This is a genomic window from Burkholderia sp. 4M9327F10, from assembly GCF_005503145.1.
In the GTDB taxonomy this organism is placed as follows: Bacteria; Pseudomonadota; Gammaproteobacteria; order Burkholderiales; family Burkholderiaceae; genus Paraburkholderia.
On sequence record NZ_SCNV01000025.1, the window covers coordinates 91,215 to 114,283 of the forward strand.

22 protein-coding genes are annotated in these 23,069 nt (G+C 58.3%); 14 read left to right on the forward strand and 8 right to left on the reverse strand.

Annotated features, from left to right (window positions below; genetic code table 11):
• Window positions 1–17: 17 nt before the first annotated feature.
• Window positions 18–941: an N-acyl homoserine lactonase family protein gene (locus FFS45_RS22110; protein ID WP_137956756.1), complete on the reverse strand. Its 924-nt coding sequence runs from the start codon at window positions 939–941 to the stop codon at window positions 18–20.
• Window positions 938–2,332 carry a lysine 2,3-aminomutase gene (locus FFS45_RS22115; RefSeq protein ID WP_137956757.1) on the reverse strand — a complete coding sequence of 465 codons (1,395 nt, stop codon included), beginning with the start codon at window positions 2,330–2,332 and terminating at the stop codon, window positions 938–940. Before FFS45_RS22115 ends, FFS45_RS22110 begins: the two co-directional genes overlap by 4 nt.
• 160 nt (window positions 2,333–2,492) lie before the next feature.
• Here FFS45_RS22115 and FFS45_RS22120 point away from each other — a divergent pair, with 160 nt between their 5' ends.
• The gene (locus FFS45_RS22120; protein WP_137956758.1) at window positions 2,493–3,347 is read left to right on the forward strand and encodes a LysR family transcriptional regulator; all 855 of its coding nucleotides are present in this window, start codon (window positions 2,493–2,495) and stop codon (window positions 3,345–3,347) included.
• Window positions 3,348–3,485: 138 nt separating this feature from the next.
• Window positions 3,486–4,499 carry a hypothetical protein gene (locus FFS45_RS22125; RefSeq protein ID WP_137956759.1) on the forward strand — a complete coding sequence of 338 codons (1,014 nt, stop codon included), beginning with the start codon at window positions 3,486–3,488 and terminating at the stop codon, window positions 4,497–4,499.
• A gap of 35 nt (window positions 4,500–4,534) precedes the next feature.
• Here FFS45_RS22125 and FFS45_RS22130 read toward each other — a convergent pair whose 3' ends face one another.
• From FFS45_RS22130 to FFS45_RS22140, 3 genes are all read right to left on the reverse strand, one after another.
• Window positions 4,535–5,131 carry a PPC domain-containing DNA-binding protein gene (locus tag FFS45_RS22130; RefSeq protein ID WP_137956760.1) on the reverse strand — a complete coding sequence of 199 codons (597 nt, stop codon included), beginning with the start codon at window positions 5,129–5,131 and terminating at the stop codon, window positions 4,535–4,537.
• 109 nt (window positions 5,132–5,240) lie between these two features.
• Window positions 5,241–6,158: an EamA family transporter gene (locus FFS45_RS22135; RefSeq protein WP_137956761.1), complete on the reverse strand. Its 918-nt coding sequence runs from the start codon at window positions 6,156–6,158 to the stop codon at window positions 5,241–5,243.
• Window positions 6,159–6,448: 290 nt separating this feature from the next.
• A complete protein-coding gene (locus FFS45_RS22140; RefSeq protein ID WP_137956762.1) occupies window positions 6,449–6,946 on the reverse strand; it encodes a hypothetical protein in 498 nt (165 codons plus the stop codon).
• 152 nt (window positions 6,947–7,098) lie between these two features.
• On the opposite strand from FFS45_RS22140, the gene FFS45_RS22145 reads away from it, so the two are divergent.
• The gene (locus FFS45_RS22145; RefSeq protein ID WP_249362881.1) at window positions 7,099–7,971 is read left to right on the forward strand and encodes an AraC family transcriptional regulator; all 873 of its coding nucleotides are present in this window, start codon (window positions 7,099–7,101) and stop codon (window positions 7,969–7,971) included.
• A gap of 32 nt (window positions 7,972–8,003) precedes the next feature.
• On the forward strand, window positions 8,004–8,285 hold the full coding sequence (locus FFS45_RS22150; RefSeq protein WP_137956764.1) for a hypothetical protein: 282 nt from the start codon (window positions 8,004–8,006) through the stop codon (window positions 8,283–8,285).
• A 44-nt stretch (window positions 8,286–8,329) separates the two neighbouring features.
• Here the strand turns inward: FFS45_RS22150 and FFS45_RS22155 are convergent, their stop codons facing one another.
• Together FFS45_RS22155 and FFS45_RS22165 are read right to left on the reverse strand one after the other, a co-directional pair.
• Window positions 8,330–8,818 carry a hypothetical protein gene (locus FFS45_RS22155; protein ID WP_137956765.1) on the reverse strand — a complete coding sequence of 163 codons (489 nt, stop codon included), beginning with the start codon at window positions 8,816–8,818 and terminating at the stop codon, window positions 8,330–8,332.
• A gap of 836 nt (window positions 8,819–9,654) precedes the next feature.
• Entirely contained in the window at window positions 9,655–10,530 is an 876-nt protein-coding gene (locus tag FFS45_RS22165) for an ornithine carbamoyltransferase (protein ID WP_137956767.1), read from the reverse strand.
• A gap of 1,062 nt (window positions 10,531–11,592) precedes the next feature.
• On the opposite strand from FFS45_RS22165, the gene FFS45_RS22175 reads away from it, so the two are divergent.
• On the forward strand, window positions 11,593–11,916 hold the full coding sequence (locus FFS45_RS22175) for a hypothetical protein (RefSeq protein ID WP_137956769.1): 324 nt from the start codon (window positions 11,593–11,595) through the stop codon (window positions 11,914–11,916).
• A 72-nt stretch (window positions 11,917–11,988) separates the two neighbouring features.
• On the opposite strand, the gene FFS45_RS22180 is transcribed toward FFS45_RS22175, so the two are convergent.
• Window positions 11,989–13,092 (reverse strand): helix-turn-helix domain-containing protein, encoded by a 1,104-nt coding sequence (locus FFS45_RS22180; protein WP_283204769.1) that lies wholly within the window; start codon window positions 13,090–13,092, stop codon window positions 11,989–11,991.
• Window positions 13,093–13,219: 127 nt separating this feature from the next.
• Between FFS45_RS22180 and FFS45_RS22185 the strand changes: the two genes are divergently transcribed.
• The 9 genes from FFS45_RS22185 to FFS45_RS22225 all read left to right on the forward strand — a co-directional run.
• On the forward strand, window positions 13,220–14,227 hold the full coding sequence (locus FFS45_RS22185) for a porin (RefSeq protein ID WP_349292326.1): 1,008 nt from the start codon (window positions 13,220–13,222) through the stop codon (window positions 14,225–14,227).
• 336 nt (window positions 14,228–14,563) lie between these two features.
• Window positions 14,564–15,817 (forward strand): MFS transporter, encoded by a 1,254-nt coding sequence (locus FFS45_RS22190; protein ID WP_137956783.1) that lies wholly within the window; start codon window positions 14,564–14,566, stop codon window positions 15,815–15,817.
• A 73-nt stretch (window positions 15,818–15,890) separates the two neighbouring features.
• Window positions 15,891–16,742: a dihydroorotate dehydrogenase electron transfer subunit gene (locus FFS45_RS22195; protein ID WP_137956771.1), complete on the forward strand. Its 852-nt coding sequence runs from the start codon at window positions 15,891–15,893 to the stop codon at window positions 16,740–16,742.
• The gene (locus tag FFS45_RS22200; protein WP_137956772.1) at window positions 16,735–17,685 is read left to right on the forward strand and encodes a dihydroorotate dehydrogenase; all 951 of its coding nucleotides are present in this window, start codon (window positions 16,735–16,737) and stop codon (window positions 17,683–17,685) included. Before FFS45_RS22195 ends, FFS45_RS22200 begins: the two co-directional genes overlap by 8 nt.
• 90 nt (window positions 17,686–17,775) lie before the next feature.
• Complete coding sequence (locus FFS45_RS22205; RefSeq protein ID WP_137956784.1) at window positions 17,776–19,029, forward strand: allantoate amidohydrolase; 1,254 nt, start codon at window positions 17,776–17,778, stop codon at window positions 19,027–19,029.
• Between the two features lie 27 nt (window positions 19,030–19,056).
• Entirely contained in the window at window positions 19,057–20,109 is a 1,053-nt protein-coding gene (pyrC, locus tag FFS45_RS22210; protein WP_137956773.1) for a dihydroorotase, read from the forward strand.
• A gap of 28 nt (window positions 20,110–20,137) precedes the next feature.
• A complete protein-coding gene (gene aspA, locus FFS45_RS22215; RefSeq protein ID WP_137956785.1) occupies window positions 20,138–21,622 on the forward strand; it encodes an aspartate ammonia-lyase in 1,485 nt (494 codons plus the stop codon).
• Window positions 21,623–21,638: 16 nt separating this feature from the next.
• On the forward strand, window positions 21,639–22,325 hold the full coding sequence (locus FFS45_RS22220; RefSeq protein WP_137956774.1) for an orotate phosphoribosyltransferase: 687 nt from the start codon (window positions 21,639–21,641) through the stop codon (window positions 22,323–22,325).
• Between the two features lie 121 nt (window positions 22,326–22,446).
• Window positions 22,447–23,069, forward strand: a 623-nt coding sequence (locus FFS45_RS22225; protein ID WP_283204770.1) for a malic enzyme-like NAD(P)-binding protein, incomplete at its 3' end; no start/stop codon positions are given.

Genomic DNA, 23,069 nt, shown 5'->3' on the forward strand with positions numbered 1-23,069 from the left:
TGATGAAAGCTCCTCGTTCAGCTCAAGGTGGGCACGGAGTCGAGCCCGTGCGCATGGGTATGGTCCGGCGTCGGCAGGGTTCGAGCGCTTGCGAAGCTGTCGCTGCGGGCAAGCGGCAGCCGGTGCAGCTCGACGATGTCCGGCTCGCCTTTCCACGAGGGAAAGCGCAGGCGAACGGCCGGATCGTGGCCGGGAATGATGTGATCGGGACCATCGGCCAGTTGCTCGATGAGGCTGTGTGCCTCGAGCATGCGCACAACATCGAGCACGATCGGAAACGGCCTGCGCGAGCGCAGGTTGTCCCAGTAGTGCGCCGCGTCGCTCGCCAGTACGACATAGCCGCGCGACGTGTGCACGCGCACCACCTGCAGGCCGGCGGTATGTCCGCCGAGCAGATGGACGCTCACGCCCGGCGCGATCTCCTGGTCGCCGTTGGCGAACTGAACGCGCCCGGCATACAGGCGCTCGATCGCCGCCGCGACGTCACGGGCTTCGAACGGTTTGCGCATGACGTCGTGGCACATGCAACGGCCCGTGCAGTAGGCCATTTCCGCTTCCTGCAGATGCAGCCGTGCATTCGGAAACGCGCCGATATTGCCGGCGTGATCGTAGTGCATATGCGTAATGACGATATCCTGGACGCCGGCCGCGTCGATTCCCAGCTTCTGCAGCAACGCCACCGGCGACTGCAGGTAGCGGCGCTTTCTGCGCGCGGCCATCTCCGCGCTGAAGCCGGTATCGACGAGGATCGTGCGGTTGCGGTCGCGGATTACCCACACGTAGAAGTCGAGCGGCATCGCGATGTCGTGGTGCGGGTCCTCGCCCAGATAGTTCTCCGCGCTGCGCCGCTCTTCGTGCGTCGCATAGCGCAATGCGAAGATCTCGTACTCCGGCGCGACCGTATCCCTATCCGCTTTCGTATGCAGGTCGAGGCGCGTCATGCCACCGTCTCCAGGGCGTCAGGCCGCTTCTGGCTGCCATGCTTCGCCTGATGGATGTGAACCACGGGGATCGAATCGTGCTCAGCGACTGCCTCCCGCTGGAAGAAGAAGCGCTTTTCGCCGAAGGCCGGTTTCAGATCGTCGAGCCACGTGGCCTGCGCATCGAACTTCGCATAAAACGGCCGCCGCACCCAGTCCGGATTGCGTGCCTGCAGGAACTGCAGGGCGAACACCTTTTCTCCCGCAATCTCGACGATACCGTCGATCACGACCTTGCCTGGGAACGCGCTCATCGACGGGCCGCGGACCGTGCGTGCGAGACCCGATACCGTTTGGTACGCCGCCTTGAAGATCTCATAAGCGCGTGCGAGCGGAAGCTTGAAGTAGTCGCTCGGACCGGTGTCCCGTTCGACGAACATGTAGTAGGGAATCGCGCCGAGCCGCACGCCGGTCGTCCACAGTTCGGCCCAGCCGGCCGGATCTTCGTTGATATGGCGGATCAGCGGCGCCTGGATTCTCAGAGTTGCACCCGTCGCGATGATGCGGCGCACCGCCTGTTGCGCAATGGGATGCGCAAGTTCGCGCGGATGGTTGTAGTGCCCCATGAGCGCCAGATTGCGCCCGCTATTTACGACCTTCTCGAACAGGCGTAGCAGGTCATCCGAGTCCTTGTCGCTCACAAAGCGCTGCGGCCAGTACGCAACAGATTTCGTACCGATGCGGATGTTTTGCACATGCGCCAGTTCCGGCACGAGCAGCGGCTCGAGATATTCGGCAAGTGAGCGGGCGTTCATCACCAGCGGATCGCCGCCCGTGATCAGAACGTCGGTGACGTCGCGGTGCCGCTTCAGGTATTCGACCAGATCCAGCGAGGCTCGCGCGTCGAACTTCAACTCGTCCATGCCGACGAATTGCGGCCACCTGAAGCAGAACGTGCAGTACGCGTGGCACGACTGGCCCGCGCTCGGGAAAAACAGCACGGTTTCGCGGTATTTATGCTGGACGCCGTTGAGCGGCACGCCGTCCAGATACGGCACGTTGTGCGTCATCTGGCCCGCGGGATGCGGGTTCATTCGCATGCGAATTGAATGAACGAGCCGATCTATTTCGCTCTCCTGCGCACCGCTCGCGATCAGATCGGACAACGTTGCGTATTCGCTTTCACGCAACATGTCCCGATGCGGGAAGGTCAACCGGTAAATCGGATCATCCGGAACCTTGTCCCAGTCGATCAACTCCGCAAGCACATACGGATTGACGCGAAATGGCAGTACCCGCGACACAACGTCGACTGCCTCTTGCTGCTCGGCCGGCAAGTTCATCCATTGCGGCGCCTGTCGAATGCTTTGACGTGTATACGGCTTGAATTTCCACACCTGATCGTTCTGCATCGGTATCCCCTCATAACGTTCAGCCGGTCGGATCGAGTGGCGGCGACAAGGTCACGCGGTTCGCTCGCCCCTGAACTACGGGATGCAATCTAACAATCTTCAATGTGCACATACAGTTATGATACGATATATCAATCATTTCAAATGGTTATCAAAAGATATGCGGCAACATCTCGATCTTTCGTCTGTTGAAGCGTTTATTCTGGTCGCGGATCTGCGGAGCTTTACCCACGCAGCGGATGCGCTTGGCCTCACTCAGGCCGGTGTCAGCCTGAAATTGCGGCGGCTCGAGGAAACGGTGGGGCGGCGTTTGCTCGACCGCACACCGAGACAGGTGCGGCTGTCCACAGACGGCGAAGCGTTCTTGCCGCACGCGCGAACCTTGATGGCGGCCCAGGATCTCGCGTTGATGACGGGCAACGAACCGGAGCGCGAGTTGACCATCGCGATTAGCGATCACGTTGCCGGCCCCGAATTGCCGGAGATTCTCGCGCGCGTGAACGCGTACGATCCAGGGCTGATGCTCAAGGTGCGGGTCGACTATTCCCGCAAGGTGCTCGCCGACTTCGATCACGGCGAGGTTGACGTCGCCGTGGTTCGTCACGAAGGACGCCGGCGCGATGGGGAAGTACTGTTCGAAGACGGCTACGGGTGGTTTGCGAGCATGTCGGCGAGATTGGATGGCAAGCCCTTGCCGCTGATCACAGTGACCGAATCATGCGGCGTGCGTGAGGTGGCCATACGTTTGTTGACTCAGGCAAAGGTTCACTGGGTCGATGCGTTTCTGGGTGGTGGCGTCGCCACCGCCATGTCGGCCGCCAATTCGGGTATCGGCGTGCTGCCTCTGCCGCGGCGGCTGGCGGCTACGGGGCTGGTAGAGGTTGGCGAGCCGCTTGGTCTGCCGCCATTTCCGTCTGCCAAAGTCACGATGCATACGCGGCGTGTCGATGGCCACACCAAGGCCACGCTGCGCGTGCTGAGTTCGGCGTTCCGCTCAGCCAGTTCGCATAGCTAAGCGATCCCGCGAGGCACGGCTTCGTTCATCAGGCAACAGAACAGATAAGCAAAGCACATTTGATCTGTTTGTCACATAGCGGGCATACCCTATATTTCCCCAGCAGTGCCATCGTCACCGATCTTGACGGAGCCTCGGATGAACGAGCATGTACATAAAATGCGGCGCGATTCCCGCAACCGGTCGCCTGGATTAGTCGTCGCGGAACCGAAGTCTTTTGCGTCGCAGGACAGGCATAACGCGGTGCAGGCGGTCGTGCATCTTGCGAAGCAGGATCCAATGCACGCGTTCACCACAGCGATGCATATCGTAGCCAGCCAGATACCCGACGAGACGTCGGATATCGCCCCGTTGGCGCTTTCGCTTCCGCTTGACCACAGCCGGCTCGTCGGGATACTGCATCGGCAAACGGCGCGACGGATGCACTGTTTTCCTTCCGCGACGGCTGTGCGCGACGGCGGGGCCTGGGTAGTGAGTGCGGATGCGCTGCTGGGCGTCGATCCCTCGTCGGTGCGGCGCTGGTGTGTGCTCGCCCACACGGACGGCGACAATATCGATGCATTCTGGATCGATCCGGCTGCTGAGGGTGTGCGCCAGCATCCGGAGCCGGCGGCCGGACGCCTCGCCCCGTTCAACGCCTACACGTTCACGCTCGACAAGGTGCGTGTTGCCGAAAGCGGGCGCGTCCGGCTTGGCCGGGCCGACGCGCCAGGTCCCATCCTGCTGCGCCTTGCGCGGGTGTATCCGGCGATGGCCTCCGCATTGTGCTGCGGCATAGGCCACGCTACGAGAACGGTGGCAAGTCGCGACGTTGGGACGTCGGTGCGGGCGTCGACCTATCCCATAGCCCGTTGCAGAACCACGGAGCGCCTGAGTCGTGTCGACGCGTTGCTGTTGACGAGCGAAGTGTTGCTTCGCGATATAGCGAGCGATCTGGTCAAGGGCGGTGCGAGCACCACGGCGCGCAGGTCCGTGCGTCACTTGCATCGTCTGGCGATGGACAGCTCGATTGCCGCGATCTCGCTGGCGTCGCGCAGCCTGCCTAAACTTTCGAACCTCGATCATGCGTCATTGCACCGTTATCGGCGCGACGCGGCTGCGACCTGCGCATTGGCGGCCAGCTTCGACACGGTTCACGCACTTAGTGCGTGAACCGAATGCCCGCAGGAAGGAGGAAGGCGGGCGGATCAGTCGACGCTTAGGTCAAGCAGGCTGAGTCCGACGTCGGGCCGATAGGTTTTCTTGAGCGGCACGAAATACTCGGTCACGAATAGTTCTATCTCCAGGCCCACCTTGCCTTCGATCAGGTGGCCACCGCGTACCGTGCCTTCACGATTCGCGACCGAGCCGTGCAGGTGCGGTTGCGGCACGCCCTCCACGGCCGCAATGTCGCCGATGAGCCCGGTAATGTCCGTACGTTCATCGATTGCGATATTGGCAAACGCCTTTTTGTCGACGTCGTACCAACCAAACAGCGCGCTGACGAAATTGCCCCAACCGCTCAGTTCCGCACTGGCGATATGGTGCTCCGCGGCCCATTGAGCGAGCCCGGACATCAGCTCGTCGCCGGGGGCGAACAGCAGGAACCAGGTACGTTGTTCCTTTCCCTGCGCAAGGACGCGCGTTCGCAGACCGGGCGCGCGTCCCTTTTCCGTGTAGACGAAGCCCTTGGTGTAGCCAGGCGGGGCAGGCGCGGCATCGGCCCGTGCCGATGGAATACAGCTTAATACTGATGAGGCCAGTCCAATACAGCAGCGACGACGGCCCTCATTGACCTCTTGCATTGCGGCTCTCCCATTTCTCGATTCTCAGGTTCCGGGGGTGCACGTGTTTCGCGCGCGAGAGCCATTTTATTGATTGCGGAGGTTCTTTCGTTAGCTTGATTCGTTGTGACTATTTCGCTGCCTGTGCCATGGCCTTAGGACGAGGCGTGGTAGCGTGCCGGGTGACCAGCCAGATACCGATGCCGATTGGTACCGTGCCCACCAGGTCGGCCGCACGCAGGGGTTCATGCAGTATCAACCAGCTCATGACAAGGCCGACCGGAGGCATCAGGAAATGCAGGGAACTCGCGGAGGTCGCGCTACCTTTGCTCAGCAGGTAGAACCAGAGTGAGAACGCACCGATCGATACCACGCCGATGTGCCAGGCCAACGACAGCCAGAACGTTGAATTGAGCGAAATATCGGCGAAGCGCTCCGTGCCCAACCCAACAGCCAGGAGCATCGCCCCTGCGCATAACTGCTGGCCACCGACCACGACGATCAGCGACTCCTTCAGATCGAGCTTCTTGAAGGCCAGTGTGCCTGCCACCATGCATAACAACGCAATGCCGATCAGCAGGACACCATGTGCATCTTCACCGAAGGCGATGCGGTCGTGTACGACGAGCGCGGCGCCGGCAAGGCCTAACGCCAGGCCGACCACCTTGCGGGTGCTGAGCGACTCACCAAGCACCAATGAGGCCGCGACCGAAACCAGAACAGGGTTCAGACTGGTGATGAGTGTCGCAAGGCCGGATGAAGTGGTTTCCATGCCGGCCCACGCGAGCCCATAGTAGCCGGCCTGATTGAGCAACCCGAGCAGCGCGATTTTGGCCCACGGTATATGCCGGTGCAATTGCCCTTTGGCGGCGGCGACTGCCAGCAGGATGACACCCGCGGAGATGAAGCGAAAGCTCAGAAACAGGTTGGGCGGACAGGTCGTCAGGGCGAACTTTGTCGCCACAAATGCCGAGCTCCATGTCAGTACGAATACGCTGACGAGGGCGAGATAAAGCCGGTTGTCTTTCATGGCTGACGTGACGCGCATGAGGCAGTGCGGACAGCGGCTCTGCTACATGGCGACGCCGATGGTTTCAATGAAGCTTATTGTCACTTCATTTTGTCATTTCAACAACTTATCAAGAAATATTTCTCAAATAAATAATTGTTATTTATGGGGGCGATCTGGGGGATGCGATCTGATTGGCCGGTACGAACGCGAACCGGCTAATACAGTGTGCGTCTCGTATACCGTCTGTTGTCGCGCGTTTTCCGGCTACTTCTGGCGATGGGGCATGCGAAGTGACCGGGTCGTAGCTCCAGCAACTTCTCTCGTTTCTATGCTTGTGTCGAACGGAACGCTTGGGGCTTTCCACGCAGATAGTAGGCTTGAGCTATCAGGCCCAAAACGAGCCCCAACACAAGCACTCCCTGGGCACCGACAAGCAAGGGTGACTTTAGATTCGTAACCAATGGATGACCATCAGGAACGCGTTTTAAAGTTTCGGTTACCGTAGGAACCATCAACACAAAGACAGTTAGTGTTAGGGAGAATGTTTCGGCATATACGCTTATTCGACCAGGTATCGGCAGACGCCCGACACCATAGCCGAAGATCAGCAACAGAATTGCAGCTACACCGATTATGTAACTGGCTTTCTGATGCGCCACGAGAAACACGGTCAGAGACCCGATCAGCATCGCAAAGAAGTACACCGCTCCGGGAATCGAGCGCGGCACAATTCGACCGTAGCGGGCAAACATGTACACGGCTACAGGGATCGCAGGTAGACTGCCGAGAGTGTGAACCCAGCCAAGTGATGAAATTCCAAACATTGCCAAATCCTTATCTTGCGTGAGGGGCACGAAATGTCTAAGCCCGTCTTTGAACCGGGTTAGCCATACGATCTGAGTGCAGTTCTTCTGGTGATCGGCGCCTACTTTAGGCTCACGAAGCTCAAATTGACATGACCGAATCAAGGAAAAATTTGACCATTCTTCCGGAATTGGCACTTGATGGTCTAGCTAGTGGCGATCTCCTGTCACAGGTGCTCGCACGCATGCGCATGACAGGTGACTGTGTCTATTCGTGTGAATTGCTGCCGCTTGCGCAACTGGAGATTTCAACGCAGGCTGCACATGCGTGCGTAGTCAGCGGCGGAGTTGTGGAAGTCACGGGTGATGACACAGCCCGTTATGAGATTCAACCGAGCGAGTTGGTGTTGTTCCCACGTGGACTTCGCGACTTCCGGCTTATGGCTTGCAATGGACCAGCGACTGTGGTCGTTTGCCGTTTCTGGTTTGATCCCGATAGCCTGCAAAATTTGCTTTTCGGTTTGCCTGCGCTGATCCACCTTCGACAAACGGAGACGGACGGCTGGCTCGACAACATCATGAGGTTTCTTCTGCATGAGGCCGGCAATGACCAACCAGGCTCGGCTTTGATGGTCTCCCGCATGATTGATCTGGTTGTTGTGCGCGCATTGCGGGCGTGGGTTCATCATGGTCATGCATCTAGCTGGCTAGGTGGATTGGCAGACCAGCGCATTGCTCGCGCCTTGAAGGCGATCCACGAGCAGCCGCCACGAGGCTTGACCATTGATGGGCTCGCAGCTGTCGCTGGAATGTCCCGCTCAAGCTTCTGCGAACGCTTCACGGCGCTTGTAGGGAAGTCGCCCCTTCGTTACCGCAACGAATGGCGTTTGACCATCGCCCGGGATATGTTGGCAAAGGGCGATGCGCGTGTGGGCGACGTCGGCATGTCGGTTGGTTACGAGTCCGAGGCCGCTTTCAGCCGTGCATACAAGACATTTTTCGGCCACACACCGAGAGAGGCGAAGCCGACAAATGCTATGCCTTAATGATCTATGGGATATTTTGGTGGATTCAGACCGTGATGGTAGTAGACAGTCAATGCTCAAAACACCGCATTACTTCTGCGATTTATGGCCGTCAGGAGATGATGCGAGCATCCGCTTATGGCTTGGGCGATTGCTGGGACGGCAGAAGAATTGCCGAGAACCCCAAGCTCAAACACAATGTCTTCGTGGCGCTCGTGTCCGTCAAAGTTGAGCAGTTCAATCAAGAGAGGCAGTCGAGATTCGCCTTCCGGCAGGGCATCCAGTGTCGCACACAGCTCAGCGATGTTTTTTGGTTCATTCGTAGAGGCACTTGAATTTCTGATCGAGGCCGTGCCGCATCCCACGGCCGAACTTAGCCTTAAAATATAACGAGGCAGCCGGTCGGGAACGCTCCCGCCCACCCGCATGGAAATCGTCCCGCGACGTACCAGTAACCCTGTGCTGCGTAGAATCCCGGCGGGACAATATCAGCGTGCTCTGCCTCCATCAGCAGATGTAGGATATCCCAATGAACCGTCTGCTCAAATGCGGTTGGCAATTGATTGAATGCAACAACCGACGCTGTCTTTTCGCGGACCAGCGGTTCGGACACGAGCTTCATTCGCCGGATAATCGCGTTCCATTGTTGAAATCGCCCAGGGGCGACCTCGAGGATGCGACTACGAAGCTGATTAGCGGCCTCTAATCGGAGGTTTTCCCAATCGAGTGACGAGACTTGTTCGATTGCTTCAGCCCAGCTATGCACCCTCAAGACCTTGTCCGTCGCGGAATTTCCCACAGCTGAGAACCACTCAGCACCGGCTAGTTCGTCGAAGGTCGCATTTGTTGCGTTTGTGTGGCCGAGCATCTATCGCGTCCTGAAGGGTTAGGCAGACATGGACTGTCGATTGTCGGCGATTCGTGCCGGTATGTCGATTGACCGGTCCTGACAGACCTCTGTCTGATGCACCTGGCTCAGAATGACCCGGAGCGGCCGGTCGTTGCTCGATCACGCCGTGAGACTGACAGTGCAAGCAGGATAGCCTGGTGTTGAGGATTGGCTCACCGATCCTGGTACTCTATAACTTGATAGACTGGAACCCGTTGATAGGATCGCCGCTCGTGGCCCGCTGCCGAATGACCATCCCCAGTTCTCAAAGCCCATGCCAGCGAATACTCTTTTAGCGCGGAATGTCGAATTTGGAAATGCAGGCGATCTAAATACCAATGGAACAGGGTGGTTCGTCGGATTTAGCGAGTGGACAAAGGGATCATCAACTGAACTTCGCCACGTCGACGCTGGCGAATCATCGGCCGGGCTGTGTATCAAATGGTTCGCACACCCGGCAGGCGATCCGAACGGTGAGGCTAAACCGTTGAGCGAGGGCCGGACGATGTCGATCCTGGTAAGCCCCGCTAGCGAGTTCAGACTTGAGTTTTCGACGACGGTCGATTTCGCTCCAAACGAGTTATTGGCGCACACCTTGCGCCGTCAGGGCGAGTTCGTAATCTGGGGGCTCGGCATTTTTCACCGTGCCTATGGCATTCAGTCTGCGTCTATTCTAACGGTCCGCTGGAAGTCGCCTTAATCGGACACGGGCGGTGGCGGAGCGTCGGACTCGAAGTTCCTGGGATTTCAGCCTGCGGCAAAGGGAGAATGAAACCGAATCGGATACCGAGTAATCCTAGCTCCGGGGACGCACCTCAGCCGTTTCGGAATACCCATTCCAATGCCGCGTTTTGTGTATGCATCAAGAATTCCTTTGCTTCGATCACGTGGCAACTGGCGTGTTGCATTGCCTCGGATGACACCTCATTCCCTCGGTGTACCGGTGGACACGGTACAAACTCGACGTTGCCCGGCAAGTCATCGAGAATTTTCGCGGTAATCTGGTAGTCAATCAGCTCGGCAGGGTCCGCATTCTCAGGCCAGCAATCAGTGATGACGATATCTGAACCTTCGATCGCCTTGATATCCGAACTACATGAGAAGCGAGGGATTGCTTCCGCGCTTCGTTGATCGAGCCAGTTTGCCGGGTAAATTTGCACGACTTCAATGGGCAATACCGCCGCTGCTTCGATCCAGGACCCGAGGATATTCGACTTTGGGGAAACGACTGCGACCTTGATGCCATCGATGGTTCGATTTCTATTGAAGTAGAACGCCAGATCACCCAGGGTCTCGCACGGATGGTTGTACTTCGTCCTCGCATTGATAACCGGGCCATCAAATGCGTCGGCGAGGCTTCGCAAGATCGATAACTCGGGTGCCCGCGTGACTATGGCGTCGAACCAGGTGCCGAGGTAGGCGGAGAGATCATGCAGTTCCTCGCGCGTATCCCAGCGCAGCGGTGGTTGCACACAGATTCCGCCCATTGACTGAATACCGAGATTGAAGGCAGTAGTATTTCGCCAGCCAGTATCGTTGACGACGAGTGCGACCCGCTTGTTCGACAGGCTCTGGGGCATGCGTCGTTCGCGCCAGAGTTGTGCCATCTCCGTCGCGCGCCCCAGAATCCACATCAGGTCCGATGCCTTAACGTCGGTTAGCTCTATGATGCTGCGAAGATTCTGATTCATATATCGGATCGCTCTCAATAAACCGAGGAGGCTTGATGATATACAGTCATTGACGCCGTGGCAGTAGGCAAGTCCCGCCGACAACGGCGGCAAGAGCCGTAAATACGGCATATAAGCACGTGTACGCAAAGAAATCGTTAGGCCGCGCTGCCCGCGTGATGTCGACCCAGGGTTCATGCTTGGGGATGCTCAATACCACGTCGTGCGAGAACGCTCTCCACAGTTCGTACAGAGGAAAAGCCGCGAGGAATAAAAATACACAAAGAACAACAATAATGCGCTTCACGGTCTAGTCCTTTGAAAGATCCCCGTCCATGCACGTTTCTTGCGGAGTACATCGCCAACTGCGAGCGCTATCGCTTGCATGGCCGTCCACGACATCCTGAATACGCGCGACGCGTGCTTCAGCGCTCAGGTTTTACAAACAGTCTGTTATCAACCGAAACCACACCTGTGACATTTCCTGCCGCTGCCCGGGCGCGATCAATCTGATCTTGAGTGTGCGCAGACCCTACAAGAGTGACCCGGCCGTCGTGGACGAACACAGCCATGGACGACATATCGACACCGGGCGTTCTGCTAATCGCTGCACGAACCTGATGTACCGTCGGCGATCTGGCGCTTGCGTGCGAATCCGAAGCGGAATTCGCACCGCCTGCCTGCGTAGTGGTGGCCGGCGAACCGGTCCCACCACTGACTTGCGTCGCACTGGACTGCGCGTAAGTGCTGCACGCTACCGCCATTACAACTGCGGCCCGGAAAGGGCCAAAAGACACGGACAACCTCATGGCTTCTCCCTATGTAGTGCCAGATCTGCGAAAAGCGTGGAATGATGCATGCGGGTCCCGCAAAGCAGGGTCGGCGCTGCGAACCGCTGCGCTGCCTTGAGCATTGTGCAAAACAAGGGGGGGCACATCCTCGCCGGCGACGATCGAAGTATCGTGGGGCACACAATAATTATACTTGTCGTTTTTTTTAGACTGGCGCATGATAACCTTTTTTGAGGGCTCACGCAGACAGATCTGGCGTTGGCTTTGTCCCTTGCCAAAAGAGGAATCCAGTATGAATCTCCAACTCGCAACCCTATGGCTCGAACGTCAGCACGCTGGTTTCAGCGACCTTCACCATTTCGCAGCCCAGTTGCGCGATGCTGCATCGGCGTCATGCCGTGAGTCGGCCGCGCTTCTGCTCCTGGCCGAGCGGTCGGTAGCATTTTGCGATCGTCACGAAGGCGCCGCGATATCGACCGGGGTGGTCGACGAATTTATCGCCGGGCTTCGCGCAGACGCGTTGATTCTCGCGCGAGCCGGTGAGACGTCAGACGCCGTATTTCTTGAAGCGCTGAACGCATTCGCGGGCAAGCTCGCGCCAGCACTGGTGGTTTGACTGGACTGTGGCCGGGATGGTGGCAACTCGTTGTCAGTGACGGTGCCGAGGCCGCAGGAGAGCGCAGCCAGACTAGCTGCGTTCCAGAAGATCCTGCAGGACGCGCGCGCCGTCGCGCCCCTTTGCGGCTCCGGCCCATAGTCGTTCTATCAAGCCCCGGTACATCGCAACCGCATCCGGAGATGTGCTGATGGTCGCAATGCCGGTCCGCACGTTCGGCAACTCGCCAAGACGGAATGGCGAAACCGCAACGTGCTGGACGCCTGGTTCCTCGAAAATCTGGAAGGTTTCGCTGGGCAGATGGTCAACGACAATGCCCACCTGTACCCCGATCGGATCGCTGTTTAGCACGTCGATCATGTGAGTGACTTCCTTGCGCGCTGCCAGTTTGCGTTCAAGCTGCGTGCCGGGCGGAAGACCGAGCCGGCCAACCAGTCCGTGATGAAGGAATTGTTCAACCTGCCGCAAACCGATGAGGCTGAGGATGCCAGGCCGTTGCTGCTCGAAACCTTTCCGGCGGGCAAAAAGAATCTTCAGCACATCGCTGTTGATACGAAGCGATGTTTCGTCACGAAGCTCGTCGGGCACGCTTTCGTCGAGCATTGTGCGAAGGTGCTGTCCATAGGCGTCCGACGTCAACAGAATAGAAATTGGGTCGAAGTTGGCGAGGATGCGTGTCGAACGTGATTCGAGTTGCCGCATCCGCTCGAAATAGCTGACAGCCGAGTCGTGATATTCGGATTCGACGCCAAGCAGATTGGCCAGGGTGACTTCGAGTAGCGCGGCAAGCCGTTCGAGTGTCTCGACCTTGACGATCTCTCCGCGCTCGAGGTTATAGACAGCCGCGCGCGAAATTTCCAGGCGCTCTGCAATGTCATCCGAACGCAGGTTACGTGCGAGGCGATAGGCGCGCAGGCGCTCGCCTATGGCAAGGAAGTCGAACGTGGGCACGTTCTTGCGGGAAATGGCTTCTGCCACGATCGGTCCTCGTATAAAAAACCGTACAGATTGTAACTCACAGCGCCAAACGGCAATAAAAACTAGGGAAAGTACCGACGAATACTTGTACAAAAAGCGCATGTCGATCGTTTTTGTATACTTGTATTTATTTGTGGACGATTGCAGAATTTTTCCAGTGATGACACCTTTGGCGACAACATCACGACGCCCGGCCATTGTGTGCTTGCAGCGGGGAGACAGGGTCGGAAATTATTATTGTAGTTAGGATGACGAACAAACGAGATTTTCCATGCCTGGCGAAAAATTTAAACTTCTGCCAAGTCTTTGCTTTTTTGGCGCTGCCGTGCTTAGTGCGTCGGCTCACGCGCAGTCGTCGGTTCAGCTCTACGGCCTGATCGACACATTTGTGGGCGCGGTCAAAAATCCGGGCGGCCACAATGCGGTCGTCACCCAGGGGGGAGGACTGTCAACGTCCTTCTGGGGTATTAAAGGCACCGAAAATCTCGGCGGAGGTTACATCACTTTCTTCGTGCTGGAGAGCTACTTTCAGCCTCAAAATGGCAGCTACGGCCGTTACAGTAGCGATTCATTTTTCTCGCGTAACGCGTACCTGGGTATCGGTACGCCATACGGTTCAATTTCTGCTGGCCGCTTGACCACGCCGCTGTATATCTCGACGATTAACCTGAACCCGTTCTTCAACTCGTACACGTTTTCGCCGTGGATTTTCCACACTTATAAGGGATTGGGTCCGCAGGGTGTCGTGGGGGACTCGGGCTGGAATAACGCTGTCGCCTATACACCGCCGCCGATCGGTGGCCTTAGCGGTACGGTGATCTACGCATTCGGCAACACGGCGGGCGACGCGGGCACCCATAAGTGGGGGGCGAACCTAACGTACCAGATGAACGGTCTGCTACTGGCAGCGAACTATCAGTACATCAACTTCAGCAGCACACCCGGTGACATCGGGACAGCCGACGCGGCGGTGCCGGGACTGCATGAGCAGGAAACCATCCAGCTCGCCGGCCTGTACAACTTCAACTTTATGCGTTTGTTCGCCGGCTACATGAACATCCGCGACGGTGCGCAACTCGGCGAAACGAACTCGAACACGGAGCAGATCGGTGTCTCGGTGCCTGTCTCCACGCACGGCTTTATCCTCGCTGATCTGGCGTACACAAAGTCGGTGGGCCCGCAAAGCGGTGACGTTCGCCGTACGACCTGGGCGGTCGGCTACGATTACCCGCTGTCGAATCGCACGGACGTTTACATGGCCTTCAAATACGATTACTACGCGAGCGAGTCCACCGGTCTGACCTACGGCGCCGGTCTGCGCCACAACTTCTGAGAAATTCGTGCCGAACCGCTTTCCATTGTGCTCATGGGGGTTTTCCCCTGGGCAGAAAGTATTGCAGCGCACGTCCAAACCGCGTAATCTAAATTTTTAGACAGAGAGCCGGACCACAAGAGTCGGGTATCTGCGAAACAACCTTTGAACGCGGTTCCGAAGCGTTATCCGTGTGAAAGTAGCCGAGCGGAAGGTCCTCTCAGGTTTTAGTAAGTGAAAAGGGGCTTTTTCGCGCCAACTGTCTATTTTATTGTACGGGCGCGCCGGGATATGACTGATGGCCGAAATCCAGCCATCGTCGATACCTCGAAAAGGTTGTCTCCACTGGAGGAAGTCATGGTAGCGAATGCAAAGGCAGCGGGACGCAGTACGCCGTCGAACGCAGGATCCGATGAGCGCCCTAGCGACTATGCCTGGAAGGCACTTGCTGGCTCAGCGATCGGATATGCGATGGATGGCTTCGACCTCCTGATCCTTGGTTTCATGCTCCCGGCTATCGGTCTCGGGCTACACCTGACCACGCAGCAGTCTGGTGCCTTGGTTACGTGGACGTTGATCGGCACTGTTGGCGGCGGTATCGTCTTCGGCGCGTTGTCGGATCGCTTTGGTCGTATTCGTGTACTGACCTGGACGATTGTTCTGTTTGCACTCTTTACCGGCCTTTGTGCATTTGCGCAGGGTTTCTGGGATCTCCTGGCCTATCGCACGATTGCCGGGATTGGCCTGGGCGGCGAGTTCGGCATTGGGATGGCGCTGGCCGCTGAAGCGTGGCCCGCCAGGCTGCGTGCGCGCTCGACGTCCTACGTCGCGCTCGGCTGGCAGGCCGGCGTACTCGCAGCTTCGCTCCTGACACCGGCACTGCTACCGCATATCGGATGGCGCGGCATGTTTCTGGTCGGCGTGGGTCCAGCACTCGTCGCATGGTTTGTGCGGAACCGCTTGCACGAGCCAGAGGTATTCGTTCGTGCTACGAGCACGACGAAGAAGCCGAACGCCTTCAAGCTTTTGATCGCTGACGCCCGCACCGCGCGCACGAGCCTCGGCGTTGTCATCCTCTGTTCGGTCCAGAACTTCGGCTACTACGGCATCATGATCTGGCTGCCGACCTATCTTGCCAGAACATTGGGTTTCAGCCTCACGAAGTCGGGCCTCTGGACGTCTGTCACCATCGTCGGGATGATGGTTGGTGTCTATCTCTTCGGCCAGCTCGCCGACCGTATTGGCCGCAAGCCGACCTTCATCCTGTTTCAGGCCGGCGCGGTGGCCATGGTCATCACTTACTCGCAACTCGTCAATCCAGCTGTGATGCTTTGGGCTGGGGCATTCATGGGTATGTTCGTCAACGGGATGATCGGCGGCTATGGCGCGCTAATGGCGGAGGCCTATCCGACCGCGGCGCGAGCGACCGCTCAGAACGTTCTGTTCAACCTTGGGCGCGCGGTCGGTGGCTTTGGCCCGATCGTCGTCGGCGGGGTCGCCGCAGCCCATTCGCTGCAGTTCGCTATCGCGCTGCTCGCGAGTATCTATGTCGTCGACATCATTGCCACGATATTCCTGATCCCCGAGTTGAAGGGCGTCGAGCTGGAATAACAAGGCTGTCTGTCGCGAGAGCCTCCAGTCCCCCGGGCGGCTCGCGATGTATTCGAAGAGTGGAGTCACCATCATGTCAGCAAGCCCGTGCTGCGGCTCGAACGCCGCTGCCACCGTTGCCTCGTATCGCTGCAAGGTAGTCGAGCACTACTGGGTCAACCAGCGATACAAGTACATCCGCCTGGAAGCGGACGCACCAATCGCCCGCATCACCGGGGCCGGACAGTTTTACCAGCTCAAGTGTCCCGCGACGCTGGAGCATGAGCCGTTCCTGCTGCGACCGATGAGCGTGTATGGCGCCGGTCCAGAGGATAACCGGATCGAGTTCCTCTACAACGTCACCGGCGTTGGCACCAAGGCGATGGCGACCCTGCCGGAGAGCGGCTACATGGATATCGTGGGACCGCTCGGCAACACGTTCAACTTCAGTCCTGAGTACCGCCGCATTCTCGTCCTGGCGCGAGGCGTGGGCCTTGCGACTATGGCTCCGCTGATCAAGGACGCCGCGAAGGCTGGTGTCGATATCACTGCAGTCATGTCGGCACGTTCTTCCGCCGACCTGATGGAAAGGGAATTCCTTCGGGGGGCGCGCGCCGACGTGCGCAGCGTTTTCGATACCGATGGCAGTTCGTCAGTCGAAGCCATGGAAGTGCTGCTTCGCAAGCTGATCGACGAGCAGCGCCCGGACGCCGTTTATACGTGCGGCTCACACCGGCTACTGATGCTGCTGCGACGTCTGCTTGCAGATTACCCGCAGATCATCGGTGAAGTCGCTATGGAGCAACGCATGGCGTGCGGTATGGGCGTCTGCCTTTCGTGCGTGCGTCTCTTCGACTGCGATGGCGACCGTAAATTCCTTCGCGTCTGCCGCGAAGGTCCTGTGTTTCCTATCCGCGAAGTCGTGGGGGAGGTGGAATTTGGCTAATTTGACCGTCCGGGTTGGCGACATGATTCTGCGCAACCCCGTTATGCCGGCGTCAGGCTGCTTTGCAATCGAATACCAGGAAGCGCTGGATCTCGACCGGTTAGGCGCGCTGGTGGTGAAAAGTGTGTCGCCAAAATGCCGAGCCGGCAATCCCACGCCGCGCGTATGCGACGCATACAGCGGCATGCTCAATTCGATCGGTATTCCGAGCAAGGGGCTCAAGTACTACCGCGAAAACGTGCTGCCACCGTATCTGAAATTCGACACTCCGGTTGTCGTGTCGATTTCGGCCGATACGGCTGACGAATTCGCCGAGGCATGTGATCAGATGTCGCTGCCAGAAGTTGCGGCGATTGAGGCAAATATTTCGTGCCCGAATCTCGAAGCCGACGGTATGGCGTTCGCCATGGAAGCGGACACAACCTACAAGGCCGTGTCGGCGATTCGCCGTCGCACGAATCACCCGTTCTGGGTCAAGCTCACTCCGAACGCAGGCAACATTGCCGCTATCGCGCGAGCCGCAGAGGACGCCGGTGCTGATGCGATCGTAATGGGCAACACCGTCCTTGGCATGTCGATCGACGTGCGTTCGCGCAAGCCGAAGCTCGGCAATGTGATGGGGGGGCTGTCCGGACCTGCAATCAAGCCGATTGCGCTACGCCTGACTCACCAGTGCTACAGGGCAGTTCGCATTCCGATCATCGGTTGTGGTGGGATCCAGAACGCGGAGGATGCCGTCGAGTTCCTGCTCGCGGGCGCAAGCGCCGTGCAGGTCGGTACCGCTTCATTCCGTGATCCCGGCGTGATGCAGAAGATCATCGACGGCCTTGACGGCTATTGCGACGAAATGGGCGTCGAAAGCATTCGCGATCTGACTGGTCAGGTGAAGCTGGATCAGCAACTGAGTGATCGCTGGCTACGATTCGCCCAGCAATCCGGCTGAATTCAGGACTGGGAACTGGCGACTTACTGAGTGAGCCGTCAGTGGCAGACGCCGGCCGCGGTCGGCTTATCGCACAATTGGACAGGCATCATGGAAATACAAGACCTTGCCGGGCTCGCTCAAAAACTCTTCGACGACATTCGAGAAATTTCTTCTGATGGCGTAGGCGTTACGCGCGACAGTTACGGTGACGGCGAAACCTCTACGGCGAACTATCTCCGGCAGTTTGCTGAAAGCGAAGGGTTGCACGTCGAAACTGACCGTGCCGCCAATCTGATCTTCAGCCTCCCGGATACACGCGAACAGGATGCATCCATCTGGGTAGGCTCTCATATGGACTCGGTTCCGCAAGGCGGCAACTTCGACGGACTTGCGGGCATCATTGCGGGCCTTCTTTGTCTGATAGTGCAGAAGCAGCGTGGCCGGTCATCGGTCACTCCGCTTCGTGTGATTGCCTTTCGCGGCGAAGAGAGCGCATGGTTCGGCAAGGCTTATATGGGTTCGGGCTCTATCTTCGGAAAGCTTTCCGCGGATGATCTGAAGCTCAAGCATCGGTCGACTGGAAAGCCGCTATCGAGCTACATGGAACAGGTGGGCGTGGATACTGCCGCCATCGCTGCCCAGGAATTGTTGTTCGACAAGAAAAAAGCCACCGCGTATCTCGAACTGCATATCGAACAGGGGCCGATCATGGTGGCTCGCAAGATTCCGCTGGGCGTGGTGCCGGGCATTCGCGGCAATGTACGCCATAACCGCGTGACCTGTATCGGCGAGGCGGGGCACTCGGGCGCCGTGCCGCGCTGGCTTCGTCACGACGCGATGTTTGCGGTCGCGGAACTCATCACGCGACTGGATGAGCACTGGCGTGCACTGCTCGAACGCGGCATCGACCTCGTCGTGACGGTGGGTATCGTCGGAACGGACCCTGCCGAACATTCCATCTCCCGGATCCCGGGTTCGGTCAACTTCAGCTTTGAGGCACGTAGCAAGAGCCACGAAACGCTCGAAGGCTTTTACCAGCTGATGCGCAGCGAGTGCGCGTCAATCGCGCGTGAGCGCGGTGTGAAATTCGAGTTCGACAGGCGACTTGAATCGGCTCCCGCAGTGATGGACGAAAAAATCTGTGCGGCGCTCGCTGAGGCGTGTGAGCGTAATGGCACGACCTACGAAAACGTCCCAAGCGGTGCTGGGCATGATGCATCACTGTTTGCGAACGCCGGCATCCCGAGCGGTATGCTCTTCATCCGCAACGAGAACGGTTCGCACAATCCACTCGAAGCGATGGACATTGACGATTTCATGCTCGGTGTTCGGGCGCTGGCCGACACCATCGATCATCTCTGACTCATACCAATCATTCGAGAATTTCCCATGGCTCAGTCCGTCACCATTCGTCGACCTGACGACATGCATCTGCACCTGCGCGACGGGCCTATGTTGCGTGCCGTGCTGCCCTATACCGCGCGGCAGTTTGCGCGCGCCATCGTCATGCCGAACCTCAAGCCGCCAGTCACGAACGTCGAAGCTGCGCGCGCCTATCGCGACCGTATTCTGGCTGCGGTACCGGCAGGCGTGACGTTCGTGCCTCTAATGACGTGCTACCTGTGCGACAACACCGATCCTGAAGAGATCAGGAAGGGTTTTAGTGAGGGCGTATTTACCGCCGTGAAGCTCTATCCGGCGGGAGCGACGACGCATTCCGAATACGGCGTGACCAGCACAGACAAGATAGCGAAGGTTCTCGACGTGATGGAGGAGCTTGGCATGCCGCTCCTGATCCACGGCGAGAGTACGGATCCCGGCGTGGACGTCTTCGACAAGGAAGCGGTGTTTCTCGACAAGACGCTCAAGCCGCTGCTCGAAAAATTTCCCGCACTCAAGGTCGTCCTCGAGCACATCACAACTGAACAGGCCGCCGAGTTCGTAGAGGCGGACAGAAGCGGCCGGCTGGCTGCGACCATCACACCGCAGCATCTTCTGTTCAATCGTAACGCGATGTTTACCGGGGGACTGCGCCCGCACTATTACTGCCTGCCTGTGCTCAAGCGGGAACAGCACCGTCGTGCGCTTCGTCGCGTCGCGACTTCCGGTTCGTCTTCGTTCTTCCTGGGCACTGATTCAGCGCCACACGAGCGAGGAACCAAAGAAGCCGCTTGCGGTTGTGCGGGAATTTTTAGCGCACCTACTGCACTCGAAGCGTATCTGACGGTGTTCGAGCAGGAAAACGCAATCGACCGGTTCGAAGCGTTCGCCAGTGAAAATGGTCGACGCTTCTACGGACTTCCGCCGAACGAGGGAACCGTCACGTTGACGCGTGAGTGCAACGATGCGCCAAGCAGCATCACGCTCGGCGATGGTAAGTCTATCGAAACTTTCATGGCGGACGGCGAACTGTCGTGGCGTCTTTCTGCTCCTGCGAACTGATCTGAGAGTAATCCCTGTCGGAGAAAACATGAATACCCCAAACTACCGCACCGAATATGATTTGCTTGGCGAGCGCCTGGTGCCGCAGGAGGCGTACTACGGCGTGCATACACTTCGCGCCAAGGAGAATTTCGAGATTTCGGGCACAAAGATATCGACCTTCCCGAATCTGGTGATCGCACTCGCGGCAGTCAAGCAGGCCGCAGCAGAAGCAAACGCTGAACTCGGACTGCTTAAACCCGAACTTCGCGATGCGATTGTCGCGGCGTGCGTCGAGTTGCGCGAAGGTCATCTGCATGACCAGTTTGTTGTCGACGTGATCCAGGGCGGCGCGGGCACTTCGACCAATATGAACGCGAATGAGGTGATCTGCAACCGCGCACTGGAGATCATGGGCCATTCGCGGGGCGAATATATCTACCTCCATCCCAACGAACATGTGAACCTTGCACAGAGCACGAATGACGTTTATCCGACCGCGTTGCGCATTGCGACTTTCTTCGCGATCGAGCATCTGCTGGAAGCGATGGCCCATTTGCATGACGCGTTCGACGCGAAGTCCGCCGAGTTCGCCGGATTTCTCAAACTCGGCCGCACCCAGCTTCAGGATGCCGTTCCGATGACATTGGGTCAGGAGTTTTCAACCTACGCGGTTATGCTCGAAGAAGATATGGCCCGCCTGCGTGAGGCTTCGGCACTGATCCGCGAAATCAACCTCGGCGCCACAGCTATCGGCACAGGTATTACTGCGCATCCCGAGTACGCACAAAAGGCTTGTGAAGCGCTTCGCAGCATCACGGGAATCGAACTGATCACTGCGCCAAACCTGATAGAAGCGACACAGGACTGCGGTGCGTTCGTCCAGATTTCCGGCGTTCTGAAACGCATCGCCGTCAAGCTTTCCAAAACGTGTAACGATTTGCGGCTGCTGTCGAGTGGCCCGCGCGCGGGCCTTAACGAGATCAACCTGCCACCGATGCAGGCCGGCTCCTCAATCATGCCGGGCAAGGTCAACCCGGTCATTCCGGAAGTGGTGAATCAGGTTGCATTTGAAGTGTTTGGCAACGACATCACGGTGACTTTTGCTGCCGAAGGCGGTCAGCTTCAGCTCAATGCGTTCGAGCCTATCATTGCGAGCGCACTTTTCCGTAGCTTCAGGCACCTGACCGCGGCCTGTACAACGCTCGCCGACAAGTGCGTTCGCGGCATCACGGCCAACCCCGATCACCTGCGCGAAACGCTGGAGCGTTCGCTCGCGCTGGCGACCGCGCTGAACCCGTATATCGGCTACAAAAATGCGACTTCAGTTGCGTCCGAAGCGCACCTCAATAACTCGACGATCCGCGAAGAGGTGCTACGCCGAGGCCTGATGACCGAAAAGCAGCTCGATGAAGCACTTCGCCCCGAGACGCTGATCGAGCCGCGGGTTTACAGCACTCTCGCTAACGAGGCTGATCCGGGCAGCAGTGACGTGAAGCAGGATGGCATTCCGAACCGATTTTACGCGGGATAACGAGCAGGGAGTTTGCATGTCGATTTTACGCACAGATACTGGACTGACCTCATCGGTCGCGAAGGCGCTTATTGAAGCCGGTTGTGTTCAGTTCCGCATCGACGAACCGTTTCGCCTGCCGTCGGGCTGGACGAGCCCGGTCTACATGAACTGCCGACGTTTGATCTCCTTTCCGAAGCTTCGGCACGATCTCGTGAATGCGGGCCTGCAGTTGCTGAAGGAGCGCAACTGCCTGGAGGGACTCGACTCGATCGTTGGGGCAGAGGCGAGCGGTATTGCACTGGCTGCATGGATCGCCGACACGCTCAAGCTGCCGTTGCACTATGTCCGGAAAAAGGCGAAGGGTCTCGGTCCTTCGACACAGATCGAAGGTCTTATTGAGCCCGGCGATCGCGTGCTGCTCGTCGATGACCTGATTGCGGCCGGCGAGTCCAAGCGGGAGTTCTGTCGCGCCCTCAATGAAGTCGGTGTGCAGATCAAGGACATCTTCGTGGTGTTTGAATACGGCGTATTCCCAACGGATGAAGTGCTCAAGCCGTGGGATGTGACCGTTCATGCGCTGTGCAACTGGAACGACGTGCTCGAAGCAGCAAAAGCGGAGAGCCTCGCGGACGATCGTGCCATCGACGAACTCCAGGCGTTCCTGATCAATCCCGTCGCGTGGTCGCATGCCCACGGCGGCATCGTCTGGACTCGGCGCTAGGCTGGTAAGCCGGCGGCGTAAAGTTCCTTTCAAGCGGTATTCGAGGCATATTGCTCCGGGTGGATCGGTCCAAAGCCTATCGCTGCGCCTGCACATCGCGTTACTTTTCTATCTCAATGACATGGACGAGCAGTTCAAGCAAAACGCACTTGCGTATCATCAGTTTCCGCGCCCCGGCAAGATTTCGGTCACGCCGACCAAGCCTCTATCGAACCAGCTCGACCTTTCACTCGCGTACTCGCCGGGCGTGGCCGCGGCCTGCATGGCGATCTACGACGAGCCGCTCGACGCGCAGAAGTACACCTCGCGCGGCAACCTCGTGGGCGTGATCACCAACGGCACGGCCGTGCTCGGCCTCGGCAACATTGGCCCGCTCGCCGCCAAGCCGGTGATGGAAGGCAAGGGGTGTCTGTTCAAGAAGTTTGCCGGTATCGACGTGTTCGACATCGAACTCTCGGAGACCGATCCGGACAAGCTCGTCGATGCGATTGCCATGCTCGAGCCGACGCTCGGCGGCATCAACCTCGAAGAGATCAAGGCGCCGGAATGCTTCTACATTGAGAAGAAGCTGCGCGAGCGCATGAAGATTCCGGTCTTCCATGATGACCAGCATGGCACCGCGATCATCGCGTCCGCGGCGATCCTGAACGGCCTGAAAGTGGTCGGCAAGAAGCTCGACGAAGTGAAGCTGGTCTGCTCGGGCGCGGGCGCCGCGGCGATTGCCTGTCTGGACCTGCTGGTGCA